General features: G+C 58.1%; 15 protein-coding genes. 6 read left to right on the top strand and 9 right to left on the bottom strand.

From position 1 onward, the window contains the following. Position 1: 1 nt before the first annotated feature. From AC2TDJ_RS07630 to AC2TDJ_RS07595, 8 genes are all read right to left on the bottom strand, one after another. Positions 2 to 376 carry a DUF2237 family protein gene (locus AC2TDJ_RS07630; protein ID WP_480840845.1) on the bottom strand — a complete coding sequence of 125 codons (375 nt, stop codon included), beginning with the start codon at positions 374 to 376 and terminating at the stop codon, positions 2 to 4. A 9-nt stretch (positions 377 to 385) separates the two neighbouring features. Continuing rightward, positions 386 to 1,549 carry a serine hydrolase domain-containing protein gene (locus AC2TDJ_RS07625; RefSeq protein ID WP_480840843.1) on the bottom strand — a complete coding sequence of 388 codons (1,164 nt, stop codon included), beginning with the start codon at positions 1,547 to 1,549 and terminating at the stop codon, positions 386 to 388. A gap of 82 nt (positions 1,550 to 1,631) precedes the next feature. Further along, entirely contained in the window at positions 1,632 to 2,315 is a 684-nt protein-coding gene (pth, locus tag AC2TDJ_RS07620) for an aminoacyl-tRNA hydrolase (protein ID WP_480840841.1), read from the bottom strand. A 99-nt stretch (positions 2,316 to 2,414) separates the two neighbouring features. After that, entirely contained in the window at positions 2,415 to 4,334 is a 1,920-nt protein-coding gene (locus AC2TDJ_RS07615; protein ID WP_480840839.1) for a DUF3604 domain-containing protein, read from the bottom strand. Positions 4,335 to 4,500: 166 nt separating this feature from the next. Next, complete coding sequence (locus AC2TDJ_RS07610; protein ID WP_480840837.1) at positions 4,501 to 5,169, bottom strand: 50S ribosomal protein L25/general stress protein Ctc; 669 nt, start codon at positions 5,167 to 5,169, stop codon at positions 4,501 to 4,503. A gap of 122 nt (positions 5,170 to 5,291) precedes the next feature. Continuing rightward, entirely contained in the window at positions 5,292 to 6,458 is a 1,167-nt protein-coding gene (locus AC2TDJ_RS07605; RefSeq protein ID WP_480840835.1) for an alpha-hydroxy acid oxidase, read from the bottom strand. 166 nt (positions 6,459 to 6,624) lie between these two features. Further along, the gene (gene trpA / locus AC2TDJ_RS07600) at positions 6,625 to 7,416 is read right to left on the bottom strand and encodes a tryptophan synthase subunit alpha (RefSeq protein ID WP_480840833.1); all 792 of its coding nucleotides are present in this window, start codon (positions 7,414 to 7,416) and stop codon (positions 6,625 to 6,627) included. 79 nt (positions 7,417 to 7,495) lie between these two features. Next, positions 7,496 to 7,981, bottom strand: a complete 486-nt coding sequence (locus AC2TDJ_RS07595; protein ID WP_480840831.1) for an acyloxyacyl hydrolase — start codon at positions 7,979 to 7,981, stop codon at positions 7,496 to 7,498. 195 nt (positions 7,982 to 8,176) lie between these two features. Between AC2TDJ_RS07595 and ychF the strand changes: the two genes are divergently transcribed. Further along, entirely contained in the window at positions 8,177 to 9,274 is a 1,098-nt protein-coding gene (gene ychF / locus AC2TDJ_RS07590) for a redox-regulated ATPase YchF (RefSeq protein WP_480840829.1), read from the top strand. A 54-nt stretch (positions 9,275 to 9,328) separates the two neighbouring features. On the opposite strand, the gene AC2TDJ_RS07585 is transcribed toward ychF, so the two are convergent. Then, positions 9,329 to 9,841 (bottom strand): ester cyclase, encoded by a 513-nt coding sequence (locus AC2TDJ_RS07585; protein WP_480840827.1) that lies wholly within the window; start codon positions 9,839 to 9,841, stop codon positions 9,329 to 9,331. Between the two features lie 166 nt (positions 9,842 to 10,007). Here AC2TDJ_RS07585 and AC2TDJ_RS07580 point away from each other — a divergent pair, with 166 nt between their 5' ends. The 5 genes from AC2TDJ_RS07580 (at position 10,008) to AC2TDJ_RS07560 (ending at position 16,911) form a co-directional block, all read left to right on the top strand. Further along, entirely contained in the window at positions 10,008 to 10,889 is an 882-nt protein-coding gene (locus AC2TDJ_RS07580; RefSeq protein ID WP_480840825.1) for a LysR family transcriptional regulator, read from the top strand. An 85-nt stretch (positions 10,890 to 10,974) separates the two neighbouring features. Further along, on the top strand, positions 10,975 to 12,678 hold the full coding sequence (locus AC2TDJ_RS07575; RefSeq protein ID WP_480840823.1) for an NAD(P)H-dependent oxidoreductase subunit E: 1,704 nt from the start codon (positions 10,975 to 10,977) through the stop codon (positions 12,676 to 12,678). A 13-nt stretch (positions 12,679 to 12,691) separates the two neighbouring features. Then, positions 12,692 to 15,475: a formate dehydrogenase subunit alpha gene (gene fdhF / locus AC2TDJ_RS07570; RefSeq protein WP_480840822.1), complete on the top strand. Its 2,784-nt coding sequence runs from the start codon at positions 12,692 to 12,694 to the stop codon at positions 15,473 to 15,475. Positions 15,476 to 15,591: 116 nt separating this feature from the next. Further along, positions 15,592 to 16,386: a cyclase family protein gene (locus tag AC2TDJ_RS07565; protein WP_480840820.1), complete on the top strand. Its 795-nt coding sequence runs from the start codon at positions 15,592 to 15,594 to the stop codon at positions 16,384 to 16,386. A gap of 12 nt (positions 16,387 to 16,398) precedes the next feature. Beyond that, on the top strand, positions 16,399 to 16,911 hold the full coding sequence (locus AC2TDJ_RS07560; RefSeq protein ID WP_480840818.1) for a thioesterase family protein: 513 nt from the start codon (positions 16,399 to 16,401) through the stop codon (positions 16,909 to 16,911). Positions 16,912 to 16,930: the final 19 nt, after the last annotated feature.

The raw sequence follows: 16,930 nt of genomic DNA, 5'->3' as shown, positions 1-16,930 counted from the left end.
ACTAAGTATCCACCTTGTTTTGCTGAAGCAACTTTAGCGGTACAACCTCCAACGCACGCTGGTGCGTGGCCTCCAAATGCACCTTGGGTGCGCACCCTTCGTCATAGGCTTGCAAGAAGCGCCCGGCACACAGGCACCAGCTGTCGCCGGACTTGAGGCCAGGGAAATTGAACTCGGGGCGGGGTGTGCTCAGGTCGTTGCCGACGTATTTCGAATAGGCCAGGAACTCGGCTGTCATGACAGCGCAAACAGTATGGCTGCCTTGATCCTCGGGGCAGGTGTTGCAGGCGCCGTCCCGAAAGAACCCCGTCAAGGGTTTGCGCGAGCAGGGGGCCAGGACACCGCCGAGCACATTGATGCTGTCTTGTTTCTGCATAACGCCACCTTACAGGTTTTGCGCGATCTTGCGGAACATTTCGACGTTCTGGTCGCTGACACCGGGTTCCCGGAACTTTCGGTCGGCCGCGGTCGACACGATCAGAACGCCCCGTGGCTGGTCGAAATAGATGTATTGGCCGTATACACCGCGCGCCAGGAATTCACCCTCGTGCGCTCCGATGGGGATCCACCACTGGTAGCCGTATCCGATCTTGCCGGGCTCGGTCGGGGCGCTGGGCCAAGTCGATTCAGCGATCCAATCCACCGGAACCAGCTGTTTGCCGTCGCGCATTCCGTTCTGTAGGATCATCTGCCCAAAGCGGGCGAAGTCGCGGGTCGTGAAGTTCAGTCCGCCCAGCACAAAGGCGACACCGGCGCCGTCGGTGATGTAGTAGCCATCGCGTTCCAACCCCAGTGGCTGCACGATCTTTTCGGTCATCAGGTCTGCCACGCTGCGCCCTGTGGCGCCACGGATCACCATTCCGATCACGTGCGTGTCGATGGACACGTATTGCCAGACATCCCCCGGTGCGGTGAAGCTGTCTTGAAGCGAGGCGGCGAAGTCATCCAACTCGCCACCCAGTGCCACGACACGGCCCATGCGGTTGATGTCCGAGTTGTAGTCCAGATAATCTTCGTCAAACGTGACACCGCTGGCCATGTTCAGTACGTTTCGGATCGTCGCTTGCTGGTAAGCGCTGCTTTTGAGCTTTGGTGCGTATTGGATCACCGGGTCGTCCAGCGACCCAATCGCGCCTTCGTCCAACAGGATGCCGAACAGGGCCGAGAGATAGCTTTTGGCGACAGACCATGAAATCCGGCGATCATCCGGGCCTGTGCCCAGGTAGTATTCTTCAAACCGAATCTGCCCGTTTTGCAGAACCATGAGGGAGGTTACGGCACGCTCCTCAATCCATGCGTCAGTACCTTCTGGCAACTCGAACCCGGAACCATAGGGAAGTTCCCAGGTTGGGCCATTGCCGCGCGGCAGGTCGACGGTCAGGAAGGCTTCATCCATGTGCGAAAAATTGTGGACGATCTTTTCTTCGGAAAACAGAGAGTTCACGGCCATCAAGCGCGTTAGCTCTTCGCGCTTCCACACGCCGACGACCACGGCGGCCAGAACCAGCGCCAGCACGATACGCAACAGCCATTTGATCACGGTTCTCATCCGTCGCCTCCCTTTAGCCTGCTATATAGGAGCGCGGCAGTAACTGGCCCGCAATCAAAACGTTGCGGCACCCGCCAGAGAACTACCTGAACTTGTCCAGAAGCTTTTGCATGGCAGAGCGTTCGTCGGTCACGGGCTCCGGTTTGTCTGCCGGTTTGGTCTGCGCTGCGGGGGCGGTTGGGGTTTTTGAAGACCGGGCAGGTGCGGTACGCAGGGCGACCGCATTCATGAACTTGCCACCCTGATCTTCCGCAAGATACGCCGCACCATCCGAGACACCGCGCAGGACGTCCTCCAACCAATCGGCGTCGGCTTTGGCAAAATCGCTCAGCACGTAAGGAGAGACCATCTCCTTCCGACCCGGATGCCCGATTCCAAGGCGCACCCGGTCATAGGCGGCACCAATGTGGTCGTGAATCGAGCGCAAGCCGTTATGACCTGCATGACCTCCGCCGGCCTTGGCGCGCACTTTTCCGGGGGCGAGATCCAGCTCATCGTGAAACACTGTTACGTCAGTGGAATCCAGCTTGTAGAACCGCATGGCTTCGCCCACCGACTGGCCCGAGCGGTTCATGAACGTCTGCGGTTTCATAAGTAGAATCTTTTCGGAGCCCAGGCGGCCTTCGGCAATTTCGGCCTGAAACTTGGACCGCCACGGGCCAAATCCATGATCCGCGGCAATCCTGTCCACAGCCATGAAGCCGATATTGTGCCGGTTCCGGGCATACTTCTGGCCCGGATTACCCAATCCGACAAATAGTTTCATGGCAGCGCTCCGCGTGTCTTTTTTCGCTTCGCCTTCTCATGCCCGGAAATGGATCAGAAATCCAGTCGAGCCTTGCCGTTACTGCTTGAACGAGAGGTGTCAGCCCTCAGGCGTGTACCAGATGGGCGAGGTGTAGGCCCGCTCGGTCGTTGTCATCGGCACCTCCCGATCCATCTGAATACCGAACCTCTTGGCCTCGTACGCAGTCCAGCGCGGGGTGGGGATTTCGATCACCCTGACGTAGTAAAAAGCCTTCAGTGCCGGATCAAAGTCCGGGTCCTGCCAATACGTGATCAGTTCCGGCGCGCCGATCGTGTTGGTCCATGTGGCGTTCTCAACATCCACCGTGTTTCCCACCGGTGGCAATTTGCCATCCGATCCGGGCGAGCGGTCTCCGCCCCATGCCACGTCATAGACCCTTTCGCCTCGCGTACCGTCCTTATTCAACCAACCTTTGATGACCTGCACGCGGTCGAGATTACCGCTGTAGGGATCTTTCAATGCCGCAATAAGGAAGTTCGGTGCACCTTCACCGGATCTGGCCGGGAGGTCCGCCCCCATCGGCACGCCCTTGGCATAACCAATATCGGCTGGCAGGCGAGACGAGGCGTCTGATTCCTCGAAGTCCCAGCCTCCGAAGAACCGCACCATGATACGCGAACCCGTGGTGCCGTATACCTCGCGCCGCTCGAGCGCATCAAAGATGGCTTCGCGTGTGTTTTCGATGGCCCAGACCGCAGCGTAACCGCCTGAGGCCTGTTTCCAACCGTAAATCGAGAATTCCGGGTTCGGAGCTTCGATGACCAGATGCTCCCATCGGTTCGGCTCGGGTTCCACGCCGGAATGCTTGCCAAAGAAGTTTTCCTCTTCAACCGCTGCCATACCTGTATGCGCGTCCGTCGAACCGATCTGGCCGACTTTGTACGGATTGATACCCAGTTGCTCTTCCAGCATCAGACCGGTTTTGTAAGCCTCGCGCGAGTATTCGTATTGCAACATGTCCTGTGTCTTGGCCTCGGTCCCGTTCAGGTTCGACGCATCCCATGTATCGAAGTCGGCGAACTCGTCATCAGGGCTCAGGAACGGGTGCGCTTCACCGTCACCTTTGATCTGCGTCGTCTCGATGACCGGTTCGAACCGGGCCCGCAGGTGTGCGTTTTCCTCTGTCAGCGGCGAGCCATCGAAGTTCGATACAGAGAACAGGCGCCCGTTGGACAGGTTCCCATTGTGTGGAATAGCCAGCACATCTCCGCCGGTGCGATTTTCGAATTCTGCCAGATGCGCCCAAAGGTCTTCGGGGTTCTTGCTGTCAAACTGTGAAAACGGCAGTACCTGGTTCGCCATTTCGGCCCCATCGCGGAAAATCACGTTGCGGTGGATGTTGTCCCCGCCTTCCGAGGTCCATTCATATCCGATCAGTGCCGTGAATATGCCGGGTTCGTTGTAGCGGTCTGCAAGGGCCGTGTACTCCTGCCAGGCGTCCTTGATGGCTTTCGGGTTGTCGATTGGGGGTTCTTCACCAGACAGGGACGCCACGATTTCCATCGCGGTCGCAAAGACCAGGTCCTTGTCGTTGCTGGTAAGCGCGTCGTACCACACCTTGCCCTGTTGAGTGGACAGGATATTCTGATCACCGCCAAGTAGCTGGGGCATCAACCCGTACATTTCGGCATGATCTGAAACAACCAGCCAGTCCAAAGGCCGGGACAGCTTTGCCTGTAAGCCATGCGTTGTCGTGACCTCATGACCACGCGCAAAGCGGAAGGCAGCTTCCTGGCTCAGACGTGTCATTGTGCCGGCGTCCACCGAAACCTCGGTGTGTAGATGTGTGTCGCCCCAAAGTGGCCGGGTCGGGAAATTTCGCCCTGCGTAAGGCGAGAAGTGATCCGACGTGAACCGCTCGGCAACATCGTCTTTACTGGGCAGCGTGTCCTGCACCTGCGCAAGCGCTGCATACCCGCAGGCAACGCCGCCAATCGTTGAAATCAAGGCTGCTGGGAACTTGAAACGCATGGTCATGATCGCAGGCTCCAATGAAATAATTGAAGGAAATGCGGCCACGAAACTGGGCCGCTGCCGGCGAACCTACCACAATCTGTGAACAAATTCCAAAATTTGCATCTTGCAAAAGAAAACGGGGCTCCAGAAGAACCCCGTTTGATGATCCGGATGACTGAGGCCGGAGCTATTCTTCGCTTTCGCCTTCGCCGTCTTCCTTGCCGACGACTTCGACTTCATCGGCTGCAACTTCTTCGCCTTCTTCCTCGTCATCGCTGGTCGACAGACCACTCGGTGCCGAGACGTTCGCGATCACGAAGTCACGGTCGATGGTCGGCTTGGTGCCGACGGGCAATTCAACCGACGAAATGGTCACAACGTCGTTGATCTCCATGCCGGTCAGATCAACGGTGATCTTCTCAGGAATGTCACCCGCGGTGCAGACCAGTTCAACTTCCGGACGGACAACGGTCAGAACGCCACCCTTCTTGATTCCGGGGGCCGCTTCTTCGTTGATGAACTCAACAGGAATGAACAGCGCGATCTTGGTGGTCCGACGCAGGCGCATCAGGTCCAGATGGGTCGGCAGGTCTTTGACGATGTCACGCTGCACGTCGCGGCAGATGACGCGGACGTCTTCCTGGCCTTCGACCTTCAGGTTGAACAGGGTCGACTTGAACCGGCCCGCTTTCAGTCGTTTGAACAGTTCGTTGAACGGGATCTGGATCGGCAGCGGATCTTTGTCGCCACCAAAAACAATGCCCGGAACCATGCCGTCGCGGCGTGCCTGACGAGCGGCGCCCTTGCCTGTCCCCGTCCGTTCCAGAGCTACGAGATCAGGAATCTCACCAGCCATGATAAATCTCCAATGTAAGGGCGGGCATCCTCCAAGGCTGTATGCCCGCGTGAAGCCGCGTCCATAACTTGATTCATTGCAATTGGAAAGGGGTTTTTACAGCTTTCGGAACGGTATGCGGATCAGTCCTGCCAGCGCCCGCCAAAATCCTCGGGTACGAGCAGATTATGCCGGCCCAGGCCGTCAATATTCTGTTCACCGCACAGCGCCATGGTTGTATCAAGCTCCTTCTGGATGACTTCAAGCGCGGTGGTCACGCCCTTTTGCCCCATGGCGCCAAGCCCATAGATGTAAGCCCGGCCAATGAATGTACCTTTGGCCCCCAGAGCCAACGCTTTAAGTACGTCCTGACCGGACCGGATACCGCTGTCCAGATGGACTTCGACGTCACTTCCGACCGCATCCATGATTTCCGGCAATACACGAATGGAACTGAGCGCGCCGTCCAGTTGCCGCCCACCATGGTTAGAGACGACGATGGCATCGGCCCCCAGCTTTGCAGCCATTTTGGCATCCTCGGCGTCAAGTATACCCTTGAGGATCACCTTTCCGCCCCATTGCTCCATCAGTTTTTCGACCTTTTTCCAATCCAGGCTTGGGTCGAACTGTTCCGCCGTCCAGGTGCCCAGCGAACGGGTGTCAGTGATCGTGTCGACATGGCCTACAATGTTACCGAACTCGCGCCGCTTGGCCCCCAGCATCTCAATACCCCATGACCATTTCGTCATAAGGTTGGCGATGGTCCTGGCCGTCAGCTTTGGCGGGGCTGACAGGCCATTCTTCAGGTCCTTGTGCCTTTGTCCCAGAATCTGCAGGTCCAGGGTGATCACCAGCGCCGAACACTTGGCATCCTTGGCGCGTTGTATCAGACGACTGACGTAATCCTGGTCCTTCATGGTGTACAACTGAAACCAGAAAGGCTTGGACGTGGCTTCGGCGACATCTTCGATGGAGTTTATTGACATGGTCGACAAGGTGAACGGCACGCCGAATTCTTCGGCGGCCTTTGCGGCTTTGATCTCACCATCGGCGTGCTGCATGCCGGTCAGACCCACTGGCGCCAGTGCGACGGGCATCGCGACGTCCTGCCCGATCATCTGGGAAGCAGTCGTTCGCCCGGACATATCCACAGCAACCCGTTGGCGCAGCCGGACATCCTCGAAATCTGTGGTGTTCTCGCGAAACGTCTGCTCGGTCCAGCTGCCGCTTTCGGCATAGTCGAAGAACATCCGCGGCACGCGGCGTTCGTAAATCCGTTTTAGGTCCTGGATATTGGTGATGACGGGCATGAGTTCCGGCTTTCGCAATATTGGTTAGGTTTCTTTACCAATTATTCCAACCGACCGCAACTTGGCAGTTATGCGGTTGGTTGCCGCGCTGATACAGGTGTAAAACAAAACCGCGGCAGGCCAAGGCCAACCGCGGTGCACCAATCCTATCGGATTGAAGTATTTTTCAGGCAGCGTGGGCCCCATCTGCGAGGGTCTTGACGAAATCCAGCACCTCGCTGGCGGGTTTGCCCGCGCCGATCTGGCTTACGATGGCAGAGCCCACAACTGCACCATCAGCGACACTGGCGATGGCTTTGGATTTTTCCGGCGTGTTGATGCCGAACCCGACAATGACGGGTAGATCGGTGGCCGCTTTGATCCGCGAAACCTCGGGACCCACATCGGTTGCCTGTGCCTCGGCCGCGCCGGTGATGCCTGTGATCGAAACATAATAGACAAAGCCCGACGTGTTCTGCAGAACGCGCGGCAGGCGCTTGTCGTCGGTCGTCGGCGTAGCCAGACGAATAAAGTTCAATCCGGCCGCCTGCGCTGGCAGGCACAGCTCGTCATCTTCTTCTGGGGGCAGGTCGACAACGATCAGACCGTCGATCCCGGCTTCCTTGGCGTCGGCCAGAAACGTGTCGACGCCCCGGTTGTAGATCGGGTTGTAGTACCCCATCAGAACAATTGGGGTGGTTTCGTCGCTCTCGCGGAAGGCGCGCGCCAGGTCCAGGGTGCGTTGCAGCGTCATGCCAGAGTCCAGCGCCCGTTGTCCTGCGGCCTGAATGGTCGGGCCGTCCGCCATGGGATCGGTGAAGGGCAGACCCAATTCTATAACATCGACACCGGCCCCGGGCAGGCCCTTTACAACCTCCAGCGAAGTTTCAAAGTCTGGATCTCCTGCCATGATATAAGCGACAAAGGCTTTCTTGCCCTCGTCTTTCAGAGCAGCGAATTTGGCGTCGATACGGGTCATCAGATGTCCTTGCACTCGGGTTTGAACCTGATGTGCAGAAACTTTGCCCGAAAATCAATCCCGCACCAGCAGAGCGGTGTCAGAAGGCGTAATGATACCGCAGGAGCAAAGAGTTTACGCCCGGGTTTTCTTCCTGCGTGCTGGCATTGGATTTATGGGTGATGGCCACAGAGATTTTGTTGCCATTGTTCAGCGTATACCCCAAACCCAAAAGACTGCGGATCTGAAAGCTGCCACCCAGATCGTTCAACTCGTCGGCCTCGCTGAAATATCCGGGCATGACACTGCCTTCGACAAACCAGCGGTCCGAGAATGCGTAGATTCCGATCAAGCCAGCTCCGATATGGGTGTCGCCATCCGTGTCTATGGACAACGCCGCCCCCCATGTTGCGCTGAATCTGGTGGCCTCATGAAATGGCTGATGCTGGTATTCCAGCGAAAAGATCGCCTGATCTTCAGATTGACTGTCAGAGAAATCGGCATAGCCCGCCCCGAATATCAGGGATTGAGAATGTGCGGACGTGGTGGCTGCCAACAATGCAGCCGAAACGACAAGGTATTTCATTTTCTTCACTACTTAATTGCTCTTAACAGTTTAGTGGTGACCATAAAGCGCAGTTTTCAATCTGTGCAAGCTCACGTTTTTCCAACGTCTTTGTGATGTTGCAAAATTAGACATTGTGGATGTTCCTTCTGTCCGGCTTGCGTATCAACGCGGACCTGCATAGAAGCAGCGCTCGAATGGCATCAGGAGACCGTCATGGGCTTTAAAATGGGAATCGTGGGTTTGCCGAATGTGGGCAAATCGACCCTCTTCAACGCGCTCACCAAAACCGCGGCTGCTCAGGCGGCGAATTTCCCGTTTTGCACCATCGAGCCCAATGTGGGCGACGTTGCGGTTCCCGACGACCGGTTGGATAAACTGGCGGCGATTGCCAGCTCGAAACAGATCATTCCGACCCGGATGACTTTTGTGGATATCGCTGGCTTGGTGAAAGGTGCGTCCAAAGGCGAGGGGCTGGGCAACCAGTTTCTGGCCAACATCCGCGAAACCGATGCCATCGCCCATGTTCTGCGTTGTTTCGAAGATGGCGATGTGACCCACGTCGATGGTCGCGTCGACCCGGTGGCCGACGCCGATACCATCGAGACCGAGCTGATGCTGGCCGACTTGGAAAGCATCGAAAAGCGCCGGGCCAACCTGGTGCGCAAGCTGAAGGGCAATGACAAAGAGGCGCAACAGCAGGATCGTTTGCTGGCCACGGCGCAAGAGATGCTGGAAAACGGCAAACCTGCTCGGCTGGTCGAAGTTTCCGACGAAGACGCCAAGGCATGGAAAATGCTGCAGCTGCTGACCACCAAACCGGTGCTCTATGTCTGCAACGTGTCGGAAGAAGAGGCCGCCGAGGGCAACGAGTATTCAGCCAAAGTTGCCGAGATGGCAGCGGCGCAGGGCAACGCGCATGTCATCATCAGCGCCAAGATCGAAGAAGAGATCAGCCTGCTGGAAGAGGACGAAGCGCAGATGTTCCTGGAAGAGATGGGTCTGGACGAGCCCGGCCTCGACCGTCTGATCCGCGCCGGTTACGACCTGCTGAAATTGGAAACCTATTTTACTGTCGGCCCAAAAGAGGCCCGGGCATGGACCATCCGCACCGGCACCGCCGCCCCGCAGGCCGCTGGTGTGATCCACGGCGATTTCGAGAAGGGTTTCATCCGGGCCGAGACAATCGCATATGACGATTACATCGCCGCCAATGGCGAGCAAGGGGCGAAAGAAGCCGGCAAGATGCGGGCCGAGGGCAAGGGCTACATCGTCAAGGATGGCGACGTGATGCACTTCCTGTTCAACACCTGAGCACTGCTTGAGTTCACAGATCCTTAGAAAGTGGTCGTACTCGAGTATCTGACCCTAGTTTCCCAATCCCAGCGCTTGTCGCAGCGTGAAATAGTCCCAGACGACCCAGCTTTCCGCGATTTTTCCATCTGCGATCCGGTCGATCTGAACTCCGGTCCAGCTAACCTGACGGCCTGAGGCAGGCGTGCCGAGATATGGACCTTGCTGGGTCCCAAAAAAGCGCCAATGGGTGGACACGCGATCACCTTCGGCGATTTGTGTAAAAATTTCGACCTGCAGGTCAGGAAATGCCTTGTGGTTTTCCCGGACAATGCCAGCCCAGGTGGTCAAATCGACGGTTCCGGTGCCGCCAGTGGCCAATGGTGCCTGATGGTTTTGGTAGTTCTCGGCAAATATTGACTCGTCAATAGTGGCGTCGGCAGCCCACATTTCAACGGCCTGTCGAGACAGGTTCTTTGATGTAAAAATGTTGTTCTCTTGTGCCATGGAAGTTCCTCCTGCCATAAAGGCCAGCAACACCACCAGCGTCCAAATACGCATATTCAAGCCGATACGATTTCTGACCATTGATGTCCTCCGCCCGCTATGTCGACTCCTGATCACGATAGCGCGCTCATTTAAATAGAAGAAACCGCACTACTCGGCTCAATGCCATAGGCGGATTACAACTAGAGCTTTCGCCACGCCGCAAACGCGCTACTGTGCGCTTCTGACCAAGTTGAGCAAAGACAGTATGATCGACCTCCGCGACCTGGAACTCCTGACTGCCCTTGCGCGGCACCGCCATTTTGCCAAGGCGGCAGAGGAATGCGGGATTTCTCAGCCTGCATTCTCGATGCGCATCCGCAACCTTGAAGACCGGTTGGGGGTTTCCATCGTGCGTCGTGCCAATCGGTTTCAGGGCCTGACCGAGGAAGGCGAAATGATCGTTCAGCGCGCGCGCCGTATCCTCGACGATACCAAGGCGCTGGAACAGCAGGTGCTGGCGGCGCGTGGAGAGATCACTGGCACGTTGATTCTGGGCGTGATCCCCACGGCGATCGCGTTCACCGGACGGCTGATCAAGCGCCTGCAACAGGCTCATCCGCGTATCTTGACTCGTATCGAAACCATGTCGGCCTCGGCCATCCAGCATCGGCTGGACGAGGGCAGTCTGGACGCAGGCATCACCTATGGCGACAGCATCGGCACAGACCTGCGACAGGTGCAGCCATTGTACGAAGAGACCTATGTGCTGCTGGTCCCGTCGCACATGACCAAAGAAACCGGTCCGATCCCTTGGGCCCAGGTCGCCGAATTCCCGATCAGCCTTCTGGAGCCGCAGATGCAGAACCGTCGCATCCTCGACCGTATTTTTGCTGAACAGGGGTTGCATCCTCACGTGGTCGCGGAAACCAGCGGCTTTACCGCCTCGATGGTCATGGCGCGTGAGGGGCTGGCGGCCACGGTTGTTCCCCGCGTTCTGGTCCGGGCGCTGGGTGATTTGAAGGGGACGAAGGTGCTGCCTCTGGTCGATCCGGTTGTAAGCAAACCGATTTGTCTGGCGACGCTGACCCGAGACCCTGAATTGCCGACAGTCGAGGCGTTGCGCGCCGTGGTGACGTCTTTGCGGTGATAAACTGTCGTTATCGTGCGATTGAATTTGGCGATTTGACGATATGATATTCTGATGAGACACGGGGCCTCAATCGGAGGGCATCATGGCACCATTAGACACCAAGCCATCAGGCGCACCCAAGGGCGTCTGGAAGTCAGGTAAAGGCAAAGGGCGGCACACGCCCAAAGGCCGTCAGTTCACGGATGAGGCGCAGGCTGAGATTCATCGCCTGCTGGGCGATCGCCCGCGCCGCCGGGATCTGCTGATCGAATTCCTGCATCTGATTCAGGACGAACACGGCCATATCAGTTCCGACCATATCGCCGCTTTGGCGGTCGAGATGCGCATCGGTCAGGCTGAAATCTATGAGACCGCGACTTTCTACGCCCACTTCGATGTGGTGAAAGAGGGTGAAACCCCTCCGCCCGCGCTGACGATCCGTGTCTGTGATTCTCTGTCTTGCGAGATGGCAGGTGCCCAGCAGCTGCAAAAAGCGCTGGAAGATGGGCTGGACCCAGCAAAGGTCCGAGTGGTGCGCGCGCCCTGTATGGGCCGCTGCGACACCGCTCCGGTACTTGAGATCGGCCACAACCATATCGACCACGCGACCCCCGAAAAGGTGCAGGCCGCGATTGCGACCGATGATACCCACGCGCATTTGCCCGACTACGAGAACTTTGCCGCCTATGAGGCAAACGGCGGCTACGCCAAGCTGAGAGAGCTGCGCGACGGTGGCGACTGGGAGAAGGTGCAGGAAGATGTCCTGGCCTCGGGCCTGCGCGGTCTGGGCGGTGCTGGCTTCCCGTCCGGCAAGAAATGGGGCTTTGTTCGGATGAACGAAGGCCCGCGTTATCTGGCCGTGAACGGGGACGAAGGCGAACCCGGTACGTTCAAGGACCGCTACTATCTGGAGCGCACGCCGCATGTCTTCCTCGAAGGGATGCTGATCGCCGCCTGGGCGGTTGAGGCTGAGACCTGCTTCATCTACATGCGCGACGAATACCCTGCGGTGCTGGAAATTCTGCGCCGCGAGATCGTTGCGCTGGAAAAGGCCGGGATTGTCGAGAAAGGCTATATCGACCTGCGCCGCGGTGCTGGCGCCTATATCTGCGGAGAAGAATCCGCGATGATCGAGTCGATTGAAGGCAAGAAGGGCCTGCCGCGCCACCGTCCTCCGTTCGTGGCGCAGGTTGGGGTCTTTAATCGCCCGACCTTGGTGCACAATGTCGAGACCCTCTATTGGGTCACCAAAGTGTGCCGCGAGGGGCCTGAGTGCCTGAACAGCACAGAAAAGAATGGCCGTAAGGGCCTGCGCAGCTATTCGGTCTCGGGTCGGGTGGCAAAGCCGGGCGTTTACCTGCTGCCCGCAGGCTCGACCATTCTTGACGTGATTGATGCCGCCGGCGGCATGGCCGAAGGTCATGCGTTCAAGGCGTATCAACCGGGCGGGCCGTCGTCAGGTCTTCTCCCCTCTACGATAGACGACGTCCCGCTCGACTTTGACACCCTTCAGCCGCTGGGCACCTTTATCGGGTCCGCTGCGGTTGTGGTTCTGTCCGATCAGGACACCGCCCGCGATGCGGCACTGAACATGTTGCGGTTCTTCGAAGATGAAAGCTGTGGCCAGTGCACGCCCTGCCGGGCGGGCTGTGAAAAGGCGGTGAAGCTGATGCAGGCCGACAAGTGGGATCAGGACCTGCTGGAAGATCTGTGTCAGGTCATGGGCGATGCCTCGATCTGCGGTCTGGGGCAGGCGGCCCCGAACCCGATCCGCCTGGTCATGAAACACTTCGCTGACGAAATCTGAGGGAGACAGAGCCATGCTTGATGCAAGCCCAACCAAGACCGTCACCTTCAACCTGAACGGCGATGACGTCACCGTGCCCGAGGGCACCACGATCTGGGACGCGGCCAATGGCCGTGGACTGGTGATCCCGCACCTGTGTCACAAGCCGGCACCCGGCTACAAACCCGACGGCAACTGCCGCGCCTGTATGGTCGAGGTGGAAGGCGAACGTACGCTGGTCGCCTCGTGTATCCGACCGGTGGCCGAGGGGATGGTGGTCAAGACCGACACCGACCGCGCCGAGAAATCGCGCGCCATGGTGATGGAACTGTTGGTCGCCGATCAGCCGGAAGAGGCACATGACGCCTCAAGCCATTTCTGGGACATGGCCAAGCTGAACGATGTCAGCGACAGCCGTTTCCCGGCGAAAGAGCCCGAGAAAATCCCGCTGCTGGATGACAGCCACGTTGCGATGCGAGTCAATCTGGATGCCTGCATCAACTGTAATCTCTGCGTCCGCGCCTGCCGTGACGTGCAGGTGAATGACGTGATCGGCATGGCAGGTCGTGGTCACACCGCACAAGTGGTGTTCGATCAGAACGACCCGATGGGTGATTCAACCTGTGTGGCCTGCGGTGAATGTGTTCAGGCCTGCCCGACCGGTGCTCTGATGCCCGCCACCGTGCTGGACGACAAGCAGCAGGGCGACAGCAAGGACTACGACAGCGAAACCGAAAGCGTCTGCCCGTTCTGCGGCGTGGGCTGCAAAGTCTCGCTGAAGGTCAAGGACGGCAAGGTCAAGTATGTCGAGGGCATCAACGGCCCCGCAAACGAAGGCCGTCTGTGCGTAAAAGGCCGGTTCGGTTTCGACTACATCCACCATCCGCACCGCCTGACCAAACCGCTGATCCGTCGTGAGGACGCACCAGCCAAAGGTCTGAACGTTGATCCGGGCAACCTGTCGACCCATTTCCGCGAAGCGACGTGGGAAGAGGCGATGGATCTGGCCGCGACCAAGCTGAAAGCCTTGCGCGACGAAGACCCGCGCAGTGTTGCGGGCTTTGGCTCGGCCAAGTGCACCAACGAAGAAGCGTACCTATTCCAGAAGTTCATCCGTCAGGGCTTCAAGCACAACAACGTCGACCACTGCACCCGTCTTTGCCATGCGTCGTCCGTTGCGGCTCTGATCGAGAACGTCGGGTCTGGCGCTGTGACCGCGACCTTCAACGAGATCGAGAACGCAGATGTGGCGATCATCATCGGGGCCAACCCGATCGAAAACCACCCTGTTGCCGCGACCTATTTCAAGCAGTTCACCAAACGCGGCGGTAAGTTGATCGTGATGGACCCGCGCGGCGTCGGTATGCGCAAGTTTGCTGATGAAATGCTGCAGTTCCGTCCCGGTGCCGATGTCTCGATGCTCAACGCGATCATGAACGTGATCGTCGAGGAAGAGCTGTACGACAGCCAGTACATCCACCGCTGGACCGAGAACTGGGAAGCCGAGAAAGAGCACCTGCGCCAGTTCACGCCCGAGGCGATGGCCCCGATCTGCGGCATTGAACCGGATCAAATCCGCCGTGTCGCCCGCACCTTTGCGCAGGCCAAGGCCGGCCTGATCTTCTGGGGCATGGGCGTCAGCCAGCACATCCACGGCACCGACAACTCACGCTGCCTGATTTCGCTGGCTCTGATGACCGGGAATGTCGGCAAGCCCGGCGCGGGTCTGCATCCGCTGCGCGGTCAGAACAACGTGCAGGGGGCATCCGATGCGGGCCTGATCCCGATGTTCTTGCCGGACTACAAGACCGTCACGGATGACAATATCCGGGCTCAGTTCACCTCAGTTTGGGGGTCCGACGATTTCTCGAACGAGAAGGGCCTGACCGTCACCGAGATCATCGACCAGATCTATGCGCGCAACATCAAGGGCATGTATATTCTGGGTGAAAACCCGGCCATGTCCGACCCGGACGTGGGCCACGCGCGTGAGGCATTGGCCAAGCTGGATCTGATGATCGTGCAGGACATCTTCCTGACCGAAACGGCAAACTATGCCGACATCATCCTGCCTGCCTCGGCGCTGTACGAAAAGAACGGCACGGTATCGAACACCAACCGTCAGGTTCAGCGGGTACGCCCTGCCGTGGCGCCTCCGGGTGAGGCGCGTGAGGATTGGGCGATCACCGTCGAACTGGCACAGCGGATCGGGCTGAATTGGGACTATACCGATGTGTCCCAAGTCTTTGCCGAGATGAAGCTGACAATGGAGTCATTGGACAACATCACTTGGGAACGGCTTGAGACCGAGTCGATCACTTACCCCTCGCTCAGCGAGACTGATCCGGGTCAGTCGATTGTGTTTGGCGACGGTTTCCCGCGGGCGGACGGCAGGGCTAGATTCACACCAGCCAGCATCATCCCACCGGATGAAGCCCCGGATGATGAATACCCGATGATTGCCACCACCGGCCGTCAGCTGGAGCATTGGCACACCGGTTCGATGACACGCCGCTCCAATGTACTGGACGCGGTTGAGCCCGAGGCGAACTGCTCGATGAATCCCCGCACGCTGAAGCTGATGGGGATCGAACCGGGCGAGACGATCCGCCTGACCACCCGTCGCGGGTCCATCGAGATCATGGTGCGTGCTGACCGGGCCATTGCCGAGGATATGGTTTTCATCCCGTTTGCCTATGTCGAGGCGGCGGCGAACATACTGACCAACTCGGCCATCGACCCTTATGGCAAGATCCCCGAGTTCAAATTCTCGGCCATCCGGGTCGAAAAAATCGAAGACGCCATCGCGGCGGAGTAATACCACTACCACTCACGAAGCAGGATTAGGCGGCCCAGTTGGGTCGCCTTTTTCACGTCTTGACAGCAGGTTGCGCGCGGCCAACCCTGTGGCGGCATCCAGCCCCGGAGGAGTTCATGCCGCGCCGCTTTGTCGATCTGTCCGTACCATTGGAAACCGGCATCGTATCCGATCCGCCGATCATGTTGCCTATAATCGAATACATGACCCATGAACAAACAGCCGAACAGGTCATGGCGTTCTTCCCCGGACTGAAAAAAGAGGACCTGCCCGGTGGGGAAGGCTGGGCCATAGAACGTCTGCAGATCGCCACGCATAACGGCACTCATCTGGACGCGCCCTATCATCATCATTCGACCATGAACAAAGGCGAGCGGGCGATTACCATCGACGAAGTACCGCTGGAATGGTGCATGAACCCCGGTGTGAAACTGGATTTCCGTCATTTCGACGATGGCTATGTCGCCACCGCTGCGGATGTCGAGGCTGAACTGAAGCGCATTGGCCATGAGTTACAGCCGCTGGATATTGTCGTGGTCAATACTTCAGCCGGGACGCGTTATGGCGAGCCTGACTATCTTATGAAAGGTTGTGGGATCGGTCGTGAGGCGACGCTGTACCTGACCGGGCGCGGCGTTCGCGTGACCGGTACGGATGCCTGGAGTTGGGATGCCCCGTTCCCACTGACGGCGCAGGAATACGCGGAAACGCAAGATCCTTCGACTATCTGGGAGGGACACCGCGCCTCGATGGACATCGGCTACTGCCATATCGAGAAACTGACCAACCTTGAAGACCTTCCGCCGACAGGGTTTGAAATCTCTTGCTTCCCATACAAGATCAAAGGCGCCTCCGCAGGCTTTGTCCGGGCCGTTGCAATCTTTGATGATCTGGACGAACCAAGCGAATGAAGGATGCAGGCAATGACTAATCCACATGGCGGGCATGACGGCCCATATGCGGCGCCGGTTGAGGTCACAGGATTCACGGTACAGCCTGAATGGATCGACTATAACGGCCACATGAACGTCGGGTACTACGGCGTCGTTTTTGATATGGCGTTTGAAAAAGTGCTGGTCGGCCAGTTGGGCCTGGGTGAGGCGCAGGTGCAGGCGTTGGGGCAGGGGCCGTATGTTCTTCAATCGCATCTTCAATTCCTCCGGGAAATCCGTGCGGATGAGGAATTCCACTTTCATTTCCGCATGCTGGATGCAGATCAAAAACGCGGGCACTACTTTGCCCAGATGATTTCATCCGGCAATGATCAGGTTTGTGCGACGCAGGAAGTGATTTTCATGAATGTCAGCCATGCCACCGGGCGATCCACTGCCTATCCGGATTGGGCGATTGCGCGTTTGGCGCAGATGGTCGAAGACCACCAGCATTTGGAACCTGCACCCCAGATCGGACAACCAATCGGTATTCGGCGCAAGTGACGGGTGTTGGACGGTCTTG

It is taken from the genome of Ruegeria sp. HKCCD6647-2 (assembly GCF_057221075.1).
Note: the sequence above shows the minus strand (reverse complement) of the source record. Positions and strands in the feature narration are given on the sequence as shown.